Here is a 15,169-nt window from a genome sequence, read left to right as displayed (position 1 = left end):
ACGTAGCGTCGCACGCGTGATCTGCGAGCAGACGGGTCGAACCGCGGGCCCCTGCGACGCCACCGCTCCGACCACCTTGAAGGCCGGTCCATGTGGGACCGCGGCTGAGGCGCTTCGGGAAGGTGACGGTCGTCGACGGCTGATCGCCGAGGCGGAAGAGCACCGCCTCACGACGTGGCGGAGGGGCGAGAGGGCCGCCGCGTCATCACCTGCTTGCGGTAGGCCCCCGGCGGCGACCCGAAGTGTCGTTTGAAGGCTTTGGCGAAGGCGAACTCCGACGTGTAGCCCGTGTGCTGCGCGATGGTGCTCAGCGGGGCGGGCGACTGGTGCAACAACCGCGCCGCGGTGGCCATCCGCCAGTTCGTCAGGTAGGTCAACGGCGGCTCGCCGACCACCGAGGCGAAGCGGCGGGCGAACGCCGCGCGGGACAGTCCGGCGCGGGTGCCCAGCGACTCCACGGTCCAGGGATGGCCGGGATCGTCGTGGATCGCCTTCAGGGCCGGGGCGACTGCCGGGTCGGTCAGCGCGGCCGCCCAGCCCCGGGTCCGCTCCTTCGGCAGTTCGGCGTACCACGACCGGAGGATGTACAGCAGCAGCAGATCGATGAGCGCCGTGACGACCGCGTCCGAACCCGGCTGGGGCGCGTGGAACTCGGCGCACAGCTGATCGACCGCCGAGCGCAGCACCGGGTGGCGGCCGGGAACCGCGGGGAGGTGGATGACCTCCGGCAGATCGCTGAACAGTGGGTGCGGGCGATCGACGTCGATGGCGTACGCGCCGCACACCAGCACCGTGTGCGGCCCCGGTCCGTCCACGGTGACCTGGCCGATCGGCGAGGAGCGGTCCACGCGCTCCGGTACGAAGTCCACCGGGTCGCGGCCGGGCACGTCGCACAGGGTGTGTCCGCTGCCGCGCCGCAGGAACACGATGTCGCCGGGTCCGAGCGCGAGCGGTCGGCCGTGCGGTGGCAGCAGGTGGCAGTGCCCTTCCACCACCACGTGGAATCCGGCTCCTGAGAGGGGTTGGAACCTCAGGGCCCATGGGGCGTGCGCGTCGGTGCGCGTCACCATCGGGCGTCCCGTGCGCAGGACTTCGAGGGTGTCGCTCAGGATGTCCATGGCGCCACTCTAGTGCCCGTACAGCGAGACGATATGACAGGCAATCGAGATCTTTGGTCATTCAGCGTCTCGATGTGGAGGCGTACGTTCTTGTCATGGCGGTTGCCGAACCCCGCACCGCATCGACGAAGGAACGGATCCCATGTCTCTGGCCGGCAAGAAGATCGTGATCATCGGTGGAACCTCCGGCATCGGCTTCGCCGTGGCCCGACAGGCCGTGGCGGCCGGCGCGGACGTCGTGGTCGCCTCCAGCGATCAGGACCGCGTGGACGCCGCCGCGAAGCGGTTGGGCGAGCCGGCCGAAGGCCGCCGCCTGGACGTCGCCGACGGCAACGCCATCGCCGCGTTCTTCGAGCGGGTCGGGGAGTTCGACCACCTCGTCTACACCGCGGGCGAACCCCTGCTGATCAAGCCGTTGGTCGACACCGCCCCGCAGGAGGCCAGGGCCGTCTTCGAGCGCCGGTTCTGGGGCGCGTTCCTCTCCGCCAAGTACGCCGCACCGCGACTGCGCGACGGTGGCTCGATCACTTTCAGCTCCGGCGTCCTCGCGATCCGCCCCCTGCCCGGAACCGCGCTCACGGCGGGTATCACCGGCGGCATCGAGGCCCTGTCCCGGGCACTCGCCGTCGAACTCGCCCCTCTGCGCGTCAACGTGATCCAGCCCGGTGTGATCCGTACCGAGCTGTGGGACGGCAGTGTCCCGGACCCGGAGGCCTTCCTCCAGGGCGCGGGGTCCGAGCTGCTCACGCGGCGTGTCGGTACTGCCGAGGAAGCCGCGGCGGCCTATCTCTTCGTCCTGGCCAACGCCTACGTCACCGGCACCACGCTCGCGATAGACGGCGGCGCGGCACTGGTGTGACACAGGCGCCACGACAACCCTGAACGCACTCCTGCGCCGGTCGAACCGGCGCAGGAGCCACCGGGCTTCGGCACGTCGCGATGAAGGCACAGCTCGTCGAGGTGGGCATCCCGCCGGCTCCGCGCCTCACCGAGCGAGTCGTGGTGCAGGGCGTCCTGTGGGCCCGGGCTCCTCGACCGCCGGCTCCACCGACCTCGGGCCGGCAGGTCACGGGCCGGCACGTCACGGGCCGCTTGTCTGCGGGCGCGCGGGGATGCCAGGCCCGTCACTGAGATGCTCTCCCTGTGGGGGCGGCGTGTCCCGTCCCCCACGCGACTCCCACGTCACACGCCTGCGCGCCTTCGGCGCCGGCATCACCGCCGCGGAGGCCCGCCGATGACGCAGCTCGTCCCGTTCACGTCCGCAGACACCGCCCGCCTCCGCGAAGCCCTCGACCGGGCCGTCGCCGACGGTGCCACCCCCGGCGGCGTCATCGCCCTCGGCACCCTCGGCGAGCCCCCGCGCTTCCTCGGGGCCGGCCGCGTCGCCGACGAACTCGGCGACACCGCCCCGGACCCGGACACGCTCTACGACGTCGCGTCCCTGACGAAGGTCGTCGCCACCTGGCCGCTCGTCTGCCGGGCCTTCGACGCCGACGTACTCGCCCGTACCGCCCCGGTGCGCCGGTTCCTGCCCGCCATCGACGGGCCCGCGCCCAGCGGCGAGGCCACGATCGAGCAGCTCCTGACCCACACCGCCGGGCTGAAGGCCTCCACCCGCCTCGACCGCTACCGCGGCGCCGAGACGCCGCTGCACGAACTCCTGTGCCGCGAGCCCCTCGAAGCCGAGCCCGGCACCCACCGGTACGTCAACCGCGGCTACGTCCTCCTCGGCCTGGCCCTCGCCCACGCCCACCGGCGCCCGCTCGACGAACTCGCCCGCGCGCTGTGGGACGACCTCGGCATGGCCGGCACCACGTACGGGCCCGTCGCCCGTGGCCCGCAGGTGGCCCCCACCGAGCAGCGGATCCCCGGCGCGCCGCGGATCTGGGGGCAGGCACACGACGACAACGCCGCCCTCCTCGGCGGCGTCGCCGGCCACGCGGGCGTCTTCTCCACCGCCCGCGACCTCGCCCGCTACGCCGATCACCTCGTCGACCCCGCCGGCCGCCTCCACGACCGGCTGCGCGCCTCCATGGTCCCGTTCGCCCCGATCGAGCCGGGCCTCGACCGCGGCCTGTCCTGGATCCGCGCCCGGGGCGATGTCGCCTTCCACCACGGGTTCACCGGCACGAGCCTCTACCTCAAGCCGGACGCGGGCCGCTACCTGGTCGTCCTGACGAACGCCGTCTACCACGGCGAGGCCCGCCGCCGGATCGCTCCCCTGCGCTCCCTCGCCCTCAAGACCATCACCACCACCTGACACCACGGAGGCCCGCCACGGGGCACGACGATCCGGGCGCTCCGGGAGAGTGCCGCGTCCTCAACGAGCTGCCTGACCCATGCCAGACCCTGCTCGTCGGCGTACAGGCCGAACTTCAGCTCCCGCGTCCTCATCGGATCGGTCCTTCGTGGTGGCCTTCGTGGTGGTCTTCCCCGCTCTTGGCGAAGGCGGCGGTGAACCAGGAGTGGACGGGAGCGAGCGTGGGTGACGCGGGCCATCCGTTGATCGTTGCCAGGAGCTGCCAGTAGCGTTCTGCCCGCGGGTCGGCGGTCGCCCGCAGACGGGCGAGGAGCCAGCGGCGCAGATCGTCTTCGTCGGCCCGCTCGAATGCATCGGCATAGAGGTCGCCCAGCAAGTCGGCAAGGGAAGCCTCTTGGGCGGAGGCCGGCAGGAGGCCGACGGACACGGCCTCCGCGATCCGTTCGCGCATCGCCCGGTCGAGGGCGTCGTGCAGTGCGGTGACGTCCTGCCGGGAAGGTTCCTGCGCCTGGTCCTCGGCTGTGCGGCGGATCGCGGCACAGAAGTCCGCGTCCTGGCAGAGTCCGACGAGTTCCACCCAGGCCTCGATCTGTTCGGGCGTGGGATCGTCCGGGAGCTCGGGCACGGCGGATCGCATCAGGGTCACGAATTCGGGGTTGACGTGAGGACCTCCTTCGAAGGCGTCGTCGATGAATCCGGCGACGAGCCGGCTTCGTTCGGCCTGGGAGAGCGTGGCGAGTCGGTGCATGAGATCCATCTCCATGGGAGTGGGGCCGCGTCGGGCGACTGCGCGGAGCACTGCCCGGCGCAGGCGGAGCGTCTCGATCTGCACGTCCAGGGCGTTGGCGTGCGCTTCCGTGACTTCCGCCAGGGATGCCTCCCGGTCCAACACCTTGCGTACGGTCGCGAGATCGAGCCCGAGATCACGCAGCGTGCGGACCAGGTCCAGGCGCGCGAGCGCGTCGAGGCCGTAGAGCCGGTAGCCCGCCGGACTCCGGTCGGTCGGCGGGACGATGCCCTGGTCGGAGTAGAACCGGATGGTCTTCACCGTCAGGCCGGTCCGGCGGGATAGTTCTCCGATGGAATGGAGCGTGTCGCTGTCCATGCCCCCACCTTGGTGTCTCCCCCCACGGGAGACTCAACCGGGGCCGGTCCTCCCCGCGGTGTCCACGGTCATGCGTTTCCCCACGATGCACATCCGGGCGGTGGGCACACGACGCTCAGGCTGAGCAGGCCCGCTTCGATGGTCATCGGCCCATGATCGAGGGGCGGTTCACCGCTGCCACACGAATGCGCGCGGCCCCGCCCGCGGCGGCGCTTCGGGGCCGCTGTCCGGCGCGTGGAACCACGTGGTCGTAGCGGCCGCACGAGGACCCGGCACGGCGCCTGGGTCCGGTCGAGGCACGTCTCCACGAGGCGAAGGCGCCCACGATCCAGGACGCCTCGCCGTGAGTCGGCCGGGCCCGGATCCGCCGAACGTACCGCGGGGGCCGGGAAGACCGGAAGGAGTACCCAGGATCGGTCCGGTCCGGAGCGGTCCCCCGTTCAGGCTGTGAGCAGGCGGAGGCCGAGGTCTGCCGTGTCGAGGTGGACGAGGTCGCCGTTGCGCTCGGCCCACCGGCCGGAGTCGAGGTCTTCGCGGAGGCTCCGCACCGCCCGCTGCTCGGCGTCGGGCCCGACCCTCGTCCACACCGACATCGCGCGGCGGACGTGCTCCTCCAGATAGGCCTCCGGGCGGCGCCAGTACGCCTCGAACAGGCCGTCCGCACAGTCCCAGGGAACGGGCACCGGCTCGGCGCGGGCGCCGATCGCGTCGGCCATCCCCGCGAGTGAGGGGAATCCCGCCAGGACGCCGGCGAACTCGGGCAGGTAGTCGCGGGTGAGCCAGAACCGGTCCTGCCATCCGGGCTCGTCGGTGTCGAACGTCAGCACCACCACGCGGCGGGCCACGCGCCGCATCTCGCGCAGCCCCGCCATCGGGTCCCCCAGTGGTGAACGGTGGAGACGGCCATGGCGACGTCGAAGGAGTGGTCCTCGAACGGAAGGCTCTCCGCGGCGGCGGCCACGCACGGCGCCGAGCCGGCGGGCCGCCGACGCCGCATGACCTTCGACGGCTCCACCGCGATCACCTCGCGGTCGGCAGGTTCGTAGGAGCCGGTGCCGGCCCCGACGTTCAGTACCGTCCGCGCGTCCCCGAGCGCGTCCGTGATCTGCGCGGCGATCCGCGGATCGGTGCGCCGCGTCGCCGTGTAGGCGCCGCCGATCGCGTCGTACAGCCGTGCGCCGAGCATCCCCAACTGCTCCTCCGGTGTCACCTTGAGCCCCCTCGCCCGTGCCTCGAGTTCCCTGTCGATGGCCGCCACCATGGCGCCGGCACGATCACGCCGCTCCAGTAGCAGGCCACGCAGTCGGCGCAGGTGCGCGACCGCGTCGGTGGTCGAGTCGCCGACCAGCTCCGCGACCTCCCGCAGACCGAAGCCCAGGCGCCGGTAGGCCAGCGCCTCCCGCAGCCGCTCGACGTCGTCCGCCGAGTAGGCGCGGTATCCGCCCGCCGTCCGCGCCGACGGGCGCACGAGCCCGATCTCGTCATAGTGATGCAGCGTGCGGACGCTCACGTCGGCCAACTCGGCCACGCGCCCCACGGTCCAGTGATCTTCCACGGCACCGACTATGCGGCCTGACGCCACGTGAGGGTCAAGAGCAGACGCGCAACCGTGGCCGCACGCTGCGGGGTCTTCGATGCGTTCGCCCTGGTGGGAAGGCATTCGCCGACAGACCGTAGATCATCTTGTCCGACCGGCAGCCCGTCGAGACGCGCGGGTCAGCGGTTGCCGGTCCAGACGATGCGCTGCGCGAATCCGCCCCGCTGTTCCGCCTTGGCCGCCCGCAGCCTCTCCAGCCCATCGGCGTCGACCCCGAGGTCCGCGGCGAGTGCGAAGGCGACCTCGAGCACGTCCGCGAGCTCCTCGGGTGCGTCCGTATCGTCCGCCTCCATGTACTCGGCGACCTCTTCGGCGAGCTTGGCGCGCAGGCGCCGACGGTACTCGGCCGGATCGGCCACGTAGACCTCCGGTTCGGCCCCGGCCGCGCGGATGATCTCGGGGATCCGGTCCCGTACCAGCTTGGCTTCGGCCACCACGCACTCTCCCGCACCGCTTCGTCCCGGCCCGCCGCGCGGCCGGCCCCTGTCGTCCGAGGGTATCGGCCGGCTCGCGTGCCGCGGAGGGGCTAGGAGGGCTCGTCGCGGGCGGTGTCGAGTCGGGTTTCGAGGTCGGCGGCCCAGGCGCGGGCCCAGGCGCGGAGGCCGGCGATGGCCTCGTCGTCGAGGTCGTAGGCGGTGAATTCCTCGTCGTCGTACCAGTCGGCGCCGATCAGGCGGGCGTGGAGGTCGTCGAGGCGGAACTCGTCGCGGCCGTGGCGGGCGCCGAGGCGTTCCAGGTCCGGGAAGGCGCTGTGGTGGCGGCGGTGGGCGGCGTGGACGTCGATGAGGTCGCGGGGGGCTCCGCGGTCGGCCAGGGCGCGGACCTTGGTACCGATGACGTCGTCGAGGGCGAGGACGGGCCCGTACTCCGTGGGCTTCGGGTCCGCCCAGAGGTTCTCCTTGAGTACGTCGACCTCGCACCGCTCGCCGTCGCGGGGGTCGGTGACCATGAGGCGGGCGGCCAGCGGGTCCACGCCGAGGACCTCGACCCGCCAGCCGCGTTTGGCCAGCTCGTGGACCAGGTCGGTGGCGATGTCGTCCATGGGGGCCGGGTTCTCGGTGGCGACGTCGAGGTCCTGGCTGAGGCGGTCGACGAGACCGTGGGCCTGGACGGCGTAGCCGCCGGTGATCACCAGGGGGTACGGGCTGCCGATGGCGATGACGTCGGCCAGCAGCCGGCGGTGCAGGGCGCTGAGGTTCACCCCGGCGGCTACGCGGCCGTGGTCGCGCGGGCGGCGAGCTGCGGGAAGGCGTCCTCCCAGACCTGCCGGACGTGGCGGCTGACCAGGGTGCGCAGGACGGGCCACTGCGCGATCAGCAGGCGCCGATCGAGGAGGGTGGTCAGGTCGTCGCGGAGGCCTTCGGCGAGGACGGTGCGGTAGAGGCTCATGCGCTGGCGCGGCCGGTCCAGGTCGTAGGTGCGCAGCCCCGACCAGGCGACGTGCGGGGGCAGGGTGACGGGCCCGGCGGTGGGGCCGGCCAGCTCGGCGAGGGAGGCCGGCAGACGGTCGGCGTACCGGGCGCGCAGGACCGCGCCGGCCTTGGCCGGAGGGACGGGAGAGGACAGCTGCGCCATGCGGCCAGTATCGCGCGTCGCACCCGCCCCCTGCACCGCAGGGGCGGCTTGCCGCCGGCTGCGCTCATCGGGACGACGGCCGGGCGGATGACCGCCGGCTCGACGGGGAGGGCCTCAGGGGACGGCTCCGCCAGGTCGTGGGCGGTCGGCAGGCAGCGCCGGCCTCTACATCCACCGCCGCAGCCGCGGCGAGCAGCCGTCCGCACCCGTCTCGATATCGATCGGCGGGGGAGGGGCCGGTGGCGCTCCTCCCCCGCTGTCAGCCCAGGAAGTCCATCAGTCGCTCCTCCAGCTGCTTCGGCGCGGCGAGTGGCAGGGAGTGGTGGGTGGCGCCGGGAAGGAGTGCCACCTCGCCCTGCGTGAGCGTGCGGCGGGCTCTGGTCGCGGCCTTGGCGGCGTCGTGGGCGCGGCTTCGCTCCGCGAGCAGGGCCAGCACGGGCATGCGCAGGTCTGCGGTCCGGGGACGGCCTCCCGCGACGAACTTGCGGCCGGGGACGGTGGTGGCCAGTGCGTAGAGACGTTGCCAGGTCTCGTCCGGGCAGGCGTCCGCCGTCTCCCAGGACAGGAAGGCTCGGGCGCGTGCCTCGCTCGGGCGGAGCAGCGTGGGCAGTGCGCGCAGCAGGTAGCCCGGGCGGAATCCGGCGAAGACCTGGGTGGGGTCGACGAGGGCGAGGCGATCGATCCGCTGCGGGGCGTGAAGTGCGTACCTGACGGCCAACCAGGCGCCGTACGAGTGGCCGCACAGGTGCGTGCGGGCGAGGGCGAGCCCGTCCAGCAGCGCGTCCAGCCAGGCGGTCAGGTCGTTGGCGCCCTTCAGCGGTGTGCCCCGGCGTTCGGTGCGGCCGGCGTCGCCCAACAGGTCGACCGCGTAGATCCGGAATCGCTCGCCGAGCGCCGGTGCGTTGGCGAACCAGACCAGGCCGGTGGCCGAGCCGCCGGGCAGCAGCACGAGCGGGGGGCCGTCCGCTCGGCCGTGTACATGGACCCGGGTGCGTCCGTACGGGGTGTCGACGTCGCGTTCCTCGGTGGACTCGGGCCAGCGGGCGCGGAGTTCGTCGTAGACACGGTCGAAGGCGGACGGAGACGACATGGCCATTCCTCTCGCTCACCGATAATCTCGTTCAGCGAGATATTAGCCAGTGGTTCGGGGAGTGGGAATGGACGATCGGGACCCGGTGAGGGGACTGGTGCACCTGCTGCGCGCGGTGACCGTGGAGTTCGACCTGCTCGGCGCCGAGTTCGCCGCGCGCCACGGACTGCATGCCACCGACGTGCGCGCGCTGATCCAGCTGCTGGACGCGACCCGGGCCGGTACGCGCCCGACGCCCGGGTGGCTCGGCGAGCAACTGCGCCTGAACTCTGCCGGGACCACCGCGCTGGTGGATCGGTTGGAGCGGCTCGAACTGGTCCGGCGCAGCAGGGACACCACCGATCGGCGACGCGTGCTGCTGGAGGTGGAGGAGAAGGCCGAGGAACTCGGGTGGGCCTTCTTCGGGCCCGTGATCGGCGAGGTGGTCGAAGCCGCGGAGGACTTCGAGGCGAGCGAGCTGGAGACGGTACGTCGCTTCCTGACCGCGGTCCTGGAGTCCGCCGGGCGGTCACGGTCGGTCTGAGGAGGGTCCGGGACCGGAACGAAGCGGTGGAGGCCGACGCTCCGCATGGCGGGCGACCGGGGCTCCGACGTGTGTCGCGGGGCTTGCCGTGGATCCGGGCCACCCGGGTTCGATTCCTTCAGATCACCGATTCCATGGCGGCGCCATCAGCTGACCGTCATGATCGAGGACCGAACCGTTGCCGCCGGGCCGGACTCCCCCGCGGGGCGCCGGACGGCGCGATCGCCGACCGACCCTCGGAGGACATCCCCGCATACCCGGGTAGCGGGCCACGCTCAGCTCCGGCCGCTACCGGGCCGCAGGGCCATCCCCGCGGTGCAGGGAACAGATGTAGGCCTGGCCGAGGCCCTCTCACACGTCGGGGACATCCCCTCGAATGAGGGGCAGAGGCAAAGGCAGCACGCGGCACGCTGTCTGGTGAGGGGGGCGCACCACTCGACGCAGCGTGCCAAAAATTCCCCAACTGCCCGTCTTGTCAGCCGAATTGAAGTTCTCAAAACATGCCATACCCACCCTGTTCGGCTGCTAGCGTCCTGGCTCATTGCACCAGCCAACCGTTATGAGCAGAGAGCGAACGATGCAACTTGGCTGAATCACGCGCTCACCGCGACGAGGCGATACGACCGCGTTGGGACCCGCGGCACGAGCCGTGCGTCACGGCTCTGACCCGCGGTGGCGAGCTCGTCGATCACAACCTCGTCGACCTGCTCCACGACGCGGACCGGCTTCGGACCATCGAGGCGAACACTCCCGGTGAGAAGGTCGCGCTCATCGAGTTCCTCCTGGCCGTCTGCTACGCCTCGGGCACCCATCCGAAGTCCGCGGACGAGTGGCCCGCCTGGGTGGACCGGAAGGACGCCCTCCTGCCCGCTGCCGCGTGGCTGGCCGAGACCCGACCCGGCGAGGTCTGGGACCTCTTCCACCCCACCGAGCCACTCGGACAGAACTCCCTCCTCGCCCCCTTCCTCGACGAGCACGGCGCCGGACCGGCGCAGTTGGTGATCGAGCGAGTCGGCGACTACAACCAGTTCTTCGACCACCACCATCTGGCGGATCCGCGCCCCTTACCCGTGGCCGAGGCCTTCCGGGCCATGCTCACCCAGCACGTGTACGGGCCCGCCGGCAGGGCCCGGATCTCCGGCAAGGCGACGCTCGGCCCCACCCTCACGAATCTGGCCGCCACCCGCCTCGGCACCCGGATCCGGGTCCTCGCACTGGGCTCCACCCTCGGCGAGACGCTCCGCCTCAACATGGCCCCGGTCTCCGGGCCGCGCGGCGAGCTGAACCTCTCCTGGACCGCGGGCAAGGAGCGCCGGGGCTTCAAGACCAAGCCCGCCGGCCGACCCGTCACCGGTCCGGCGGACCTGCACAGTTGCCTGGGCCGTTCGGTCCTGCTCCGCCCCACCTCCGACGGGAAGGCCGTGGACCGGGTGCTCCTCGGTGCGGGCGAACTGCTCGCGCTGACGGACGAGCACCTCCAGGACGCCGTCCCGGCCAAGAAGGCGGACGGCACCACGAAGCCCCTCTGGGCCTCGGCGACGCGGGCCGTCTGGCGCGACGCGCACTCCCTCTACGCCGCCGTGGGCGAAGCCCGTTCCTCCGGTACGAAGAACGACGGCGCGACCCTGTACCGGAGGCTCGCGCTCTTTCCCCCCGAGAACGTGGCTCCCGAGGCGGGCCAACAGCCCGCGCGCCGGGTCGAACTGTGGGCGGTCGGGTTCGTCGCCAGGCAGACCACGGGCATCGCGTGGGTCGACGGGACCTTCCCCTTCGCCCCGGGGCTGGAGACCCGGCTCTGGATCGCCTCGTCCCGTGGATCGGCGATCGCCGAGTACGTGGCCGCGGCCTTGAGCAAGGCGGCGTACGCCGCCTGGACCGTGGAGTACCCGAACCCGAAGCCGGCCGACAAGGCCGGCCAGATCGCCCGCTTCGACGCGCGCGGCCGACACTGGGCGGCCACCCAGGAGCCGTTCGAGTTCCTGATGGACGAGACCACCATCGGCGAAGACGTCCACACCGGCCTCCTCGACTACGCCGCCACCGTGGCCGAGGCCGCCCGGAAGTTCCTCACCTCCCGCCTCGACTCACTCCCGAGGAACTCACGCGGAGCGAAAGCCCAGGCCGCCGCCCTGCAGCGGTTCGACGACGAGCTGGCGCACCCGAAGGCCCCGGCCGAACTCCGAGGGGAGAGGGCATGACGAACCCGACCGATTCCACGCCCGGAACCGAGCCCAGCGAGAGCGCCGCCGCCCTCACGACCTGGCTCGCGAGCCTGGTGCGCAACCACCAGTACGGAACCCTCGCGGAGCTCCGCAGGCCGAGGATCCGCAAGGAGCCCCACTTCCGTGCCGTCTGGTACAGCCCGAGCCGGGAACAGGAGGAGATCTACGAGCAGGTGGCCTTCCTGTTCGCGATCTACCACCAGGGCCGCTCCCGGGCCGACCACGGCCGCGGCAGCCTCGGCGAAGCGGCCCGGCGCATCGGGAACGGACCGAAGCCGGGCACCGGGGACCAGGTGGACCCGGGGGCCGCCCGGCTCGTCGACCGGATCGTGTCCAGCCGGCGCATCCCGTGGCGTCACCTTCAGCACGCCGTGGCCCGGCTGCGCGCCTGTGATCAGCGGCCGCCTTCCTGGGCACGGCTCGCCGACGACCTCGGCCGGTGGCACGACCGCAAGGCCCGCGTCTCCTACGAGTGGGCCGTGGCCTTCCACATGGCCCGGCCCCGATCCACCGGCGCCCATGCCCCCCGCACCTCCGCCGCCGACTCGACCCAGAAGGGCACCACCACGTGACCAGCACCTCCCCCTTCACCGGCAGCCAATTCCTCTCCCTCCACCTGCTGGAGACGCTGGTCGCCGTACTGCCCGTGCGCGACGAGAACGGTGCCCCGAAGTCGATCGTGTACGGGGGATTCGAACGGCACATGATCACGAGCCAGGCGCGCCGCCGTGCCGAACGGGTCCACACCAGGGACCGCGCCAACGCGGGCGTCGGTGCCCTCGCCGGCCGGAGCACCGGCATCCGCACCCGTGAGTGGGCGCTGTTCTCGGCACGGGAACTCGACTCCGTACACGGCTGGGACCGGGACGAGGCGGTCCGAACCTCGCGTGCCGTCATCGAGGCCACCGGGCTGAAGTTCGGCGACCCCACGAAGAAGACCGTCGCCAACCTCACCAAGGTGCTGCTGTTCGCCCCGTCCGACGCGGGCGTACGCATCGCGGCCCACATCAACGAGAGGGCCGAGGAACTCCGGCCGTGGACGGACGCGTACACGTCCGCGCAGGCACAGGCGGCCGCGAAGAACACGAAGTCCCGCCGCAAGTCCGCCGACCGGGAGGCGGCCGAGTCCGACGAGTCCGACGAAGGCGCCCCGGCGGCCGACGCCAAGCTTCCCGCCCTGCCGAAGGAGACCCGCGCCGCGGTCCTCACCGCGCTGGCTCCGCGCGATGCCATCGACATCGCCCTGTACGGTCGCTTCCTCGCCGAGATCGCCGACTCCCCGAACGTCGACGGCGCCGTCCAGAGCAGCCACGCCTTCACCGTGCACGAGGCGGAGCAGGTCGACGACTTCTACGCCGCAGCCGACGACGCGAAGCTGGACCGAAAGAAGAACGCCCTGGACTTCCTCGACGTGGCCGACGACGCCGGCGCCGGCATGACCGGATACCAGTCCCTGATCACCGGCACCTTCTACCGGCACGCCGTGCTCGACCGGCACAAGCTCCGCAGGAACCTCCACGCCGCCGGGATGTCCGTCGAGGAGGCCGAGGAGGCCTCCGTCGCCGCCGAGGCCGAATTCGTGACGGCCTTCGTCGACGCCTTCCCCGAGGCGAAGAAGAACTCGACGGCCTCGACCGGTTCCCTGCCCGCCCTGGTCCTCGCCTTCGAGGCCGAGCGCCCGTACAACTACGCGGCCGCCTTCCAGGCACCGATCGACGAGAACCCCCTGGACAAGGGCGGGGAGGGCCCGGCCGGACCGGCCGCCGTCAAGCGGCTCGTCAGGCACCACACCTTCGTCAGCGGACGTCGCCCCGACATCCGGTCCGGTCGGGTGCTGACCTACGACCCGCAGATCGACGAACTGCTGGGCACGCTGAAGGCCCCGGGCCTCCACCCGGTGGCCTCCGTCGAGGAGCTGACGGCGTGACGCACGTCCTGCTCGTACGGCTCGCCGCTCCCCTGCAGTCCTGGGGCGTGGCGAGCCGGTTCTCCTACCGGGACACCCACAGCAGGCCCACCAAGTCCGCGGTGATCGGTCTGTGCGCGGCGGCACTCGGCAGGGACCGCACCGAGCCCGTCGACGACCTCGCCCGGCTCGTCTTCGGAGTTCGCGCCGATCACCCCGGGACGCCGGTGCGCGACTACCACACCGTCGGCGCGGGCACGTTCCCCCTGCGACCACGCGACGTCATCACCGACCACCGGCGGGCGGACGCCGTCGCCGAGACCATGGCGGCCGCCGAAGGGCCCGCGTTCGGCCACCACGAGCTGTCCGGCTGGTACGGGGCACCCAAGAAGATCGCCGCCGATCCGGTGTCCGGGGCGCTCACTTCGGGGGAGCTCTCGCGCAGCGCGATGATCACCGAGCGCTGGTACCTCTCGGACGCGGCCTTCGTCGTCGGGCTCCAACACGAGGACGAGGCACCGCTGCGGGAGGTCGCCCACGCACTGGAGCACCCGAAGCAGCTGCTGTGGCTGGGCCGCAAGTCCTGCCCGCCCTCCGGTACCCTCGCCGCCGAGATCCTGCCCGGCACGATCGCCGAGGCCTTCGCGAGGAAACGACTGTTGCCCGGACCCGAGGGCCCCGCAGCATCGGACGCCCCCGCGCGGCGTCCCTGGGCGTGGATCCAGGCGGCTCCCGGAGCCAAGGGCGCCACACCGATCAACGACCAGCCGATCAGCTTCGATCCGGAGCGACGGGCCCACGCCACGCGCTGGGAGACCCGTACGCGCGTCACCATCGCACCGACCGCCACCGAATGGGACATCATCCCGTGAACCTCGTGAACCCGGTGAACCCGGTGAACGGCACGCGGGCCTCCACGGCCCGCTTCGTCGCGACGCATTCCGTCCTGTCCCTGGACGCCCGCCACCCCCTCGTCGCCAAGTCCCTCGTCGACGCCCAGGAGATGCACCGCACCGTGATGAGCGGATTCCGCGGGTGGGTGGAGGACGGAGATCCGGGGGCCCGCTCGCAGATGGGCGTGCTGTCGACGTGGTCGGTCGACCTCAAGGCGGCGGCGCTCGTCCTGGTCGTGCAGTCCAGGATCCCCGGAGACTGGGCCCGTATCCCCCGGGCGGCCTTCACGACCGCTCCGCACATCATCACCGTGGACCGGACCTACAAGGCGGGCGAGGTCGTCGGCTTCCGCACGGTCGTCAACCCGACGCACAGCCGGCCCTCGGGCAAACCCGCCTCGGAGAAGGCCCGCGGTACCAGGGCGGCACACACCACCCCGGAGCACGTGAAGCGCTGGTTCGCCCGCAGGTTGCAGCCCGACGGCGATCCGGCCACGGCCGAGGACGGCGTGGTCCGCATCGGCGCCGCCGCCGACTTGGACGGCCTCGGCATCCGGATGCTGCCCACCGTGACAAGCGCCCACCGCAACAAGTCCGTGCGCGTCGGCCGCGCGGAGATCCGTGGATCCCTGACGGTCACCGACCCGGAAACCCTGGTCGCGGCCCTGTCCAACGGCATCGGCCACGCCAGGGCCTACAGCTGCGGGCTGATCCTGACCCGGTGAGGGAAGGGCGCCGCGGGGCCCCGACGCATTCCCGCGCACGCGGGATCGGGAGGCTCTGCTCCTCACGGGAGCCATCCCCGCCTGTGCGGGCAGTCAGTCGAGACCAGCGCCGATCCGATCGGCGTGACGAGGGAACGGGCAGGGGTGGGTCACGG

At 72.1% G+C, this 15,169-nt stretch carries 14 protein-coding genes and 1 pseudogene; 8 read left to right on the top strand and 7 right to left on the bottom strand.

Annotation, left to right across the window (positions count from 1 at the left end):
• Window positions 1–167: 167 nt before the first annotated feature.
• Window positions 168–1,118 carry an AraC family transcriptional regulator gene (locus ACZ6ZI_RS20655; RefSeq protein WP_469522801.1) on the bottom strand — a complete coding sequence of 317 codons (951 nt, stop codon included), beginning with the start codon at window positions 1,116–1,118 and terminating at the stop codon, window positions 168–170.
• Between the two features lie 142 nt (window positions 1,119–1,260).
• On the opposite strand from ACZ6ZI_RS20655, the gene ACZ6ZI_RS20650 reads away from it, so the two are divergent.
• Both ACZ6ZI_RS20650 and ACZ6ZI_RS20645 read left to right on the top strand, forming a co-directional pair.
• Window positions 1,261–1,977 carry an SDR family oxidoreductase gene (locus ACZ6ZI_RS20650; RefSeq protein WP_469522799.1) on the top strand — a complete coding sequence of 239 codons (717 nt, stop codon included), beginning with the start codon at window positions 1,261–1,263 and terminating at the stop codon, window positions 1,975–1,977.
• A 375-nt stretch (window positions 1,978–2,352) separates the two neighbouring features.
• The gene (locus ACZ6ZI_RS20645) at window positions 2,353–3,378 is read left to right on the top strand and encodes a serine hydrolase domain-containing protein (RefSeq protein WP_469522796.1); all 1,026 of its coding nucleotides are present in this window, start codon (window positions 2,353–2,355) and stop codon (window positions 3,376–3,378) included.
• Window positions 3,379–3,508: 130 nt separating this feature from the next.
• Here ACZ6ZI_RS20645 and ACZ6ZI_RS20640 read toward each other — a convergent pair whose 3' ends face one another.
• The 6 genes and pseudogenes from ACZ6ZI_RS20640 to ACZ6ZI_RS20615 all read right to left on the bottom strand — a co-directional run bounded on the left by ACZ6ZI_RS20640 (window position 3,509) and on the right by ACZ6ZI_RS20615 (window position 8,745).
• The gene (locus tag ACZ6ZI_RS20640; RefSeq protein ID WP_469522793.1) at window positions 3,509–4,483 is read right to left on the bottom strand and encodes a helix-turn-helix domain-containing protein; all 975 of its coding nucleotides are present in this window, start codon (window positions 4,481–4,483) and stop codon (window positions 3,509–3,511) included.
• A gap of 440 nt (window positions 4,484–4,923) precedes the next feature.
• Window positions 4,924–6,020, bottom strand: a pseudogene (locus ACZ6ZI_RS20635) (MerR family transcriptional regulator).
• Between the two features lie 179 nt (window positions 6,021–6,199).
• A complete protein-coding gene (locus ACZ6ZI_RS20630) occupies window positions 6,200–6,514 on the bottom strand; it encodes a pyrophosphohydrolase domain-containing protein (RefSeq protein ID WP_469522790.1) in 315 nt (104 codons plus the stop codon).
• Window positions 6,515–6,606: 92 nt separating this feature from the next.
• Entirely contained in the window at window positions 6,607–7,281 is a 675-nt protein-coding gene (locus ACZ6ZI_RS20625; RefSeq protein WP_469522786.1) for a nucleotidyl transferase AbiEii/AbiGii toxin family protein, read from the bottom strand.
• An 8-nt stretch (window positions 7,282–7,289) separates the two neighbouring features.
• Window positions 7,290–7,655 carry a hypothetical protein gene (locus ACZ6ZI_RS20620; protein ID WP_363053925.1) on the bottom strand — a complete coding sequence of 122 codons (366 nt, stop codon included), beginning with the start codon at window positions 7,653–7,655 and terminating at the stop codon, window positions 7,290–7,292.
• A 259-nt stretch (window positions 7,656–7,914) separates the two neighbouring features.
• Window positions 7,915–8,745 carry an alpha/beta fold hydrolase gene (locus tag ACZ6ZI_RS20615; RefSeq protein WP_469522783.1) on the bottom strand — a complete coding sequence of 277 codons (831 nt, stop codon included), beginning with the start codon at window positions 8,743–8,745 and terminating at the stop codon, window positions 7,915–7,917.
• Between the two features lie 67 nt (window positions 8,746–8,812).
• On the opposite strand from ACZ6ZI_RS20615, the gene ACZ6ZI_RS20610 reads away from it, so the two are divergent.
• From ACZ6ZI_RS20610 to ACZ6ZI_RS20585, 6 genes are all read left to right on the top strand, one after another.
• Complete coding sequence (locus ACZ6ZI_RS20610) at window positions 8,813–9,268, top strand: MarR family transcriptional regulator (protein ID WP_469522780.1); 456 nt, start codon at window positions 8,813–8,815, stop codon at window positions 9,266–9,268.
• Window positions 9,269–9,852: 584 nt separating this feature from the next.
• Complete coding sequence (locus ACZ6ZI_RS20605; protein WP_469522778.1) at window positions 9,853–11,466, top strand: type I-E CRISPR-associated protein Cse1/CasA; 1,614 nt, start codon at window positions 9,853–9,855, stop codon at window positions 11,464–11,466.
• Complete coding sequence (gene casB, locus ACZ6ZI_RS20600) at window positions 11,463–12,062, top strand: type I-E CRISPR-associated protein Cse2/CasB (protein ID WP_469522775.1); 600 nt, start codon at window positions 11,463–11,465, stop codon at window positions 12,060–12,062. The genes ACZ6ZI_RS20605 and casB overlap by 4 nt, the downstream gene beginning before the upstream one ends.
• Window positions 12,059–13,417, top strand: coding sequence for a type I-E CRISPR-associated protein Cas7/Cse4/CasC (locus ACZ6ZI_RS20595; protein ID WP_469522772.1), 1,359 nt, complete (start codon window positions 12,059–12,061; stop codon window positions 13,415–13,417). The genes casB and ACZ6ZI_RS20595 overlap by 4 nt, the downstream gene beginning before the upstream one ends.
• Entirely contained in the window at window positions 13,414–14,268 is an 855-nt protein-coding gene (gene cas5e, locus ACZ6ZI_RS20590; protein WP_469522770.1) for a type I-E CRISPR-associated protein Cas5/CasD, read from the top strand. The genes ACZ6ZI_RS20595 and cas5e overlap by 4 nt, the downstream gene beginning before the upstream one ends.
• Window positions 14,265–15,014: a type I-E CRISPR-associated protein Cas6/Cse3/CasE gene (locus tag ACZ6ZI_RS20585; RefSeq protein ID WP_469522767.1), complete on the top strand. Its 750-nt coding sequence runs from the start codon at window positions 14,265–14,267 to the stop codon at window positions 15,012–15,014. Before cas5e ends, ACZ6ZI_RS20585 begins: the two co-directional genes overlap by 4 nt.
• Window positions 15,015–15,169: the final 155 nt, after the last annotated feature.

The organism is Streptomyces sp. NPDC103540, assembly GCF_055584445.1.
This window is presented reverse-complemented; position numbering and strand designations above follow the sequence as displayed.

What these genes read in the sequence shown, in the direction of transcription:
- ACZ6ZI_RS20655 (WP_469522801.1), bottom strand. Translation starts at nt 1,118, where the DNA reads ATGGACATCCTGAGCGACACCCTCGAAGTCCTGCGCACGGGACGCCCG.
- ACZ6ZI_RS20650 (WP_469522799.1), top strand. Translation starts at nt 1,261, where the DNA reads ATGTCTCTGGCCGGCAAGAAGATCGTGATCATCGGTGGAACCTCCGGC.
- ACZ6ZI_RS20645 (WP_469522796.1), top strand. Translation starts at nt 2,353, where the DNA reads ATGACGCAGCTCGTCCCGTTCACGTCCGCAGACACCGCCCGCCTCCGC.
- ACZ6ZI_RS20640 (WP_469522793.1), bottom strand. Translation starts at nt 4,483, where the DNA reads ATGGACAGCGACACGCTCCATTCCATCGGAGAACTATCCCGCCGGACC.
- ACZ6ZI_RS20620 (WP_363053925.1), bottom strand. Translation starts at nt 7,655, where the DNA reads ATGGCGCAGCTGTCCTCTCCCGTCCCTCCGGCCAAGGCCGGCGCGGTC.
- ACZ6ZI_RS20615 (WP_469522783.1), bottom strand. Translation starts at nt 8,745, where the DNA reads ATGTCGTCTCCGTCCGCCTTCGACCGTGTCTACGACGAACTCCGCGCC.
- ACZ6ZI_RS20610 (WP_469522780.1), top strand. Translation starts at nt 8,813, where the DNA reads ATGGACGATCGGGACCCGGTGAGGGGACTGGTGCACCTGCTGCGCGCG.
- casB (WP_469522775.1), top strand. Translation starts at nt 11,463, where the DNA reads ATGACGAACCCGACCGATTCCACGCCCGGAACCGAGCCCAGCGAGAGC.